Source organism: Stenotrophomonas sp. PS02297 (genome assembly GCF_029959705.1).
GTDB lineage: Bacteria > Pseudomonadota > Gammaproteobacteria > Xanthomonadales > Xanthomonadaceae > Stenotrophomonas > Stenotrophomonas nitritireducens.
Map to the genome: position 1 here is coordinate 1 of NZ_JASCOS010000190.1, position 4385 is coordinate 4385.

Consider the following 4385-nt stretch of genomic DNA (forward strand, 5'->3'; position numbering starts at 1 on the left):
GGGGGGGGGGGGGGGGGGGGGGGGGGGGGGGGGGGGGCGCCCCCCCCCCCCCCCCCCCCCCCCCCCCCCCCCCCCCCCCCCCCCCCCCCCCCCCCCCCCCCGCTGCTCGGGCGAAACGACAGCTTCCGATCAGCGCGCGTAGCGCTTCTGGAACTTGTCGATACGGCCGCTGGTGTCGATGACCTTGTGCTTGCCCGTGTAGAACGGGTGCGAGGCCGAGGAAATTTCGACCTTGATCAGCGGGTACTCTTCGCCGTCTTCCCACTTGACCGTGTCCTTGGAGGACATGGTCGAACGGGTCAGGAACTTGAAATCGGAGGTGACGTCGTGGAACACGACGTTGTGGTAATCGGGATGAATATCGGCCTTCATGGGCTCACACCGTGTGGGCTGGTGGTCAAGAGCGGCATTATAGCCCCGGCTCGCCCGCGGGGGCAAGCCGGGAATGCAGGAAATCAGGAAACCAGCCCCAACGCCCGCTGTACCTGGCGTTCGAAGCGCTCCCGGTCGTAGCCGATCAGCAGGGTGGTGTTGTCCGCAGCGCCGGTCTGGCGGTTCCAGTCCACCACGGTGGCGCCGCGGGTGCGGCCACCGGCCATCTCGATCGCCAGCGGGCGCCGCTCCACCTTCGTCGCGCCTTCCGGCTGCAGCGCCCAGGCCATCGCCAGCGCATCGGCCGCGTACCAGTATTCGCCGCGGCTGTCCTCGGACCACAGCCGGGTCTGGCGCGAGATCAGCTCGTAGAAGCGCGCCTTGTCGGTATCGGCAGCCAGCCACTGCTCCACGTTCCGGTGCAGCAGGCCATGGGCCACGGTGGCTTCCCAGTCGGCCACTTCGATGTGCGGGAACGCGGTGAACACGATGTGCGCCGCTTCCGGGTCGAACGCGATGTTGAACTCGGCCACCGGCGTGATGTTGCCGTGGCCGGTGATCGCCCCGCCCATCACCAGGAAGCGCTTCACGCGCTGCGGCAGGGTCGGATCGAGCTTGAGCGCCAGCGCGATGTTGGTCAGCGGCCCCAACGCGACCAGCAGCAGCTCGCCGGCGTGCTGGTGCGACAGGCGCAGGATCGCCAGCGCCGCGTGCTCGGCCTCCACCGCTCGCGCGGCGGCAGGCAGTTCGACATCGCCGAAGCCGTCGCGGCCGTGCACGTGGGCGGCGTCCTCGGCCGGGTGTACCAGCGGATCGGGAGCGCCGGCGAACACCGGCACGTCCTCGCGGCCGGCCACTTCGCACAGCTTCAACGCATTGCGCACGGTGTAGTCCAGGCCGACGTTGCCCGCCGCCACCGTCAACCCGACCACGTCATGGCGTTCGTCGGCAAAGGCCATCAACAGCGCCAGCGCATCGTCCACGCCCGGGTCGGTATCAATCAGCAACGGAATCTTCTTGCTCATCTCATGCTTGTCTTCTGGTCGGCCATGGAGTCTGGCACCTCCGTCATGACAGGGGAAGCATCGCGGCCGGACGCTCCCCGCAAGCACCCGCGGAGCGGAGCAGCGATTCGCTGGAACGGTCGCCGGCCAAGCCCCGCCGGGCGCCGCCCGGCGCTACCGAGCCGTTGCGGTCCATCCACCTGCAGAGCGGGACAACGCCCCGCTGAAGCTCTCCCGGCCAAGCCCGGCCAAGCCCCGCCCGGCGCTACCGAGCCGTTGCGGTCCACCAATCTGTAGAGCGGGGCAACGCCCCGCTGAAGCTTTTCCGGCCAAGCCCCGCCAGGCATTGCCCGGCGCTACCCGAGCGCCGTGATCTGCCGCCCCCGCTCAGGCCGAGGCGTAGCGCGCCGCGCCGCCCACCCAGCGCGCGACGACACGGTCGGCAACGGCCGGCGCTTCGGCCAGCAGGCGTTCGGCCAGGGCATGCACGCCCGGCAACATCGCCGCGTCGCGGGCCAGGTCGGCGATGCGGAACGCGGCCAGGCCGGTCTGGCGGGTGCCGAGCAGTTCGCCGGGACCGCGCAGTTCCAGGTCCTTTTCGGCGATCACGAAACCGTCATTGGTCTGGCGCATGGTCTCCAGCCGCTGCCGCGCCATCGCCGACAAAGGCGCCTGGTACATCAGCACGCAGCTCGACGCGGCGGCGCCGCGCCCCACCCGCCCACGCAGCTGGTGCAGCTGTGCCAGGCCCAGGCGCTCGGCGTTCTCGATGATCATCAGCGAGGCATTGGGCACGTCGACGCCGACCTCGATCACCGTGGTGGCGACCAGCAGGCCGGTCTCGCCGGCCTTGAACGCGCGCATCGCCGCCTGCTTCTCGGCGGTCTTCATGCGCCCATGCACCAGCCCGACGCGCACGCCCGGCAACTGCGCCGACAAGGCCTCGAAGGTCGCCTGCGCGGCGACGGCTTCCATGCGCCCCGCGTTCGCTCCGGGCTTTCCGTCCTCGTCGTCGCTCTCGTCGATCAGCGTGCACACCCAGTAGGCCTGGCGCCCCTGCGCGCAGGCCAGGCGGATGCGCTCGACCAGTTCGGGGCGGCGTTCTGCGCTGATGACGATGGTCCGCACCGGGGTGCGCCCGGGCGGCAGTTCGTCGATCGCCGATACGTCCAGGTCGGAATACGCCGCCATCGCCAGCGTGCGCGGGATCGGCGTGGCGGTCATCACCAGCTGGTGCGGCACGCTGCGGCCGTCGGCGCCCTTGTCGCGCAGCGCCAGCCGCTGGTGTACGCCGAAGCGGTGCTGTTCGTCGACGATGGCCAGCGCCAGGTCGTGGAAGACCACGCTGTCCTGCATCAGCGCATGCGTGCCGACCACCACCTGCGCCTGCCCGGAGGCGATGTCCTCCACTACCTTTGCCCGTGCCTTGCCGGTGACCTTGCCGGCCAGCCACGCCACGCGCACGCCCAGCGGTTCGAGCCAGCCGCGCAGGTTGGCCAGGTGCTGCTCGGCGAGCAGTTCGGTCGGTGCCGCCAGCGCCACCTGCTTGCCCTGCTCCACCGCCAGCATCGCCGCCAGCGCCGCCACCACGGTCTTGCCGGAACCGACATCGCCCTGCACCAGCCGCAGCATCGGGTGCGGGCGCGCGAGATCCTCGCGGATCTGCGCGAATACGCGCTGCTGCGCGCCGGTGAGCCGGAACGGCAGCGACTGGCGCAATTGCCGCACGCGCTTGTCGCCACCCCTCAACGCAGGTGCGTGGTGTTGCTGCAGGGCGATGCGCTGGCGGCGCAGGCTCAGGTGATGGGCGAGCAGCTCTTCCATCGCCAGACGCCGCTGCGCCGGATGCGTGCCGGCGCCAAGCGCGGCCACGTCGGCATCGGCGGGCGGGCGGTGCATGGTCAACAGCGCCTGGCGCAGCGACGGCAGGGCCAGCCCGTCGAGCAGGTGCGCCGGCAACAGCTCCAGCGCGGCCTCGCCGGGCAGGCGTTCCAGCGCCTGCCCGATCAGCTTGCGCAGGGTCGCCGGGCCGATGCCTTCGACGACCGGATAGACCGGGTCCAGCGCATCGCCGAGGCCGGCTTCCTCGCCATCGCCGAGCATGCGGTAACTGGGGTGCACGATCTCCAGCCCGTGCTGACCGGGGCGCGGGGTGCCATAGCAGCGCAGGCGCGCGCCGACCGCGAACTGCGCCACCTGCGCGGCGCGGAAATGGAAGAAGCGCAGCACCAGGGTGCCGCGCGAACCATCCTCCACCGCTACCCGCAGCATCGGCCGGTAGCGGAAGCCCCGCTCCACCGCGACTACCCGCCCTTCGACCTGGGCGGCGGCGCCCGGCTGCAGCGCGGCGATGGCGCTCAACCGGGTGCGGTCCTCGTAGCGCAGCGGCAGGTGCAGCCAAAGGTCCTGCAGGCTGCCGATGCCGCGCGCCTGCAGCTTGGCGGCCACCGCCGGGCCGACGCCCGGCAGCGCCGTCACCGGCGTTTCGCCATTGGCCGCCAGTGCGGGGGCGACCGGCCGGGTACGCGCCATGCGTGGGGATCAGTCCAGGATCATCACCGCATCGACCTCGAACGCCGCGCCCTTGGGCAGGCCCGACACTTCGATGGTGGAGCGGGCCGGGAACGGCGCCTGGAAGTATTCCTGCATCACCGCGTTGACCTTGGCGAACTCGCCCAGATCGGTCAGGTACAGGCCCAGGCGCACGATCTTGTCGAACGAGCCGCCGGCTTCCTCGGCCACCGCCTTGAGGTTGTCGAACGCACGGCGCGCCTGTGCGGCGACGTCGCCGGCGACGATGTCGCCGGTGGCCGGGTCCAGCGGGATCTGGCCGGAGAAGTACACGGTGTTGCCGGCGCGCACGGCCTGCGAGTACGGGCCGATGGCGGCCGGCGCATTGGCGGTGTTGATGATCTGGCGGGACATGGGGAGCTCCGGTTGGGATAAAGACGGGCCATTGTAACGTCCGCTCCCGGCGCATCGGCTCCCGTGCGCTGCGGGGCAATGCCC

4 protein-coding genes are annotated in these 4385 nt (G+C 71.1%); all 4 read right to left on the minus strand.

The genetic code is table 11. The features are described 5' to 3' along the window. Positions 1-129: 129 nt before the first annotated feature. Entirely contained in the window at positions 130-372 is a 243-nt protein-coding gene (locus tag QMX80_RS18510; RefSeq protein WP_054667367.1) for a type B 50S ribosomal protein L31, read from the minus strand. Positions 373-455: 83 nt separating this feature from the next. Then, complete coding sequence (locus tag QMX80_RS18515) at positions 456-1397, minus strand: nucleoside hydrolase (protein ID WP_282278644.1); 942 nt, start codon at positions 1395-1397, stop codon at positions 456-458. A 366-nt stretch (positions 1398-1763) separates the two neighbouring features. Next, positions 1764-3908, minus strand: a complete 2145-nt coding sequence (gene recG, locus QMX80_RS18520; RefSeq protein ID WP_282278645.1) for an ATP-dependent DNA helicase RecG — start codon at positions 3906-3908, stop codon at positions 1764-1766. A gap of 9 nt (positions 3909-3917) precedes the next feature. Beyond that, positions 3918-4301 (minus strand): RidA family protein, encoded by a 384-nt coding sequence (locus QMX80_RS18525; RefSeq protein WP_055771623.1) that lies wholly within the window; start codon positions 4299-4301, stop codon positions 3918-3920. Positions 4302-4385: the final 84 nt, after the last annotated feature.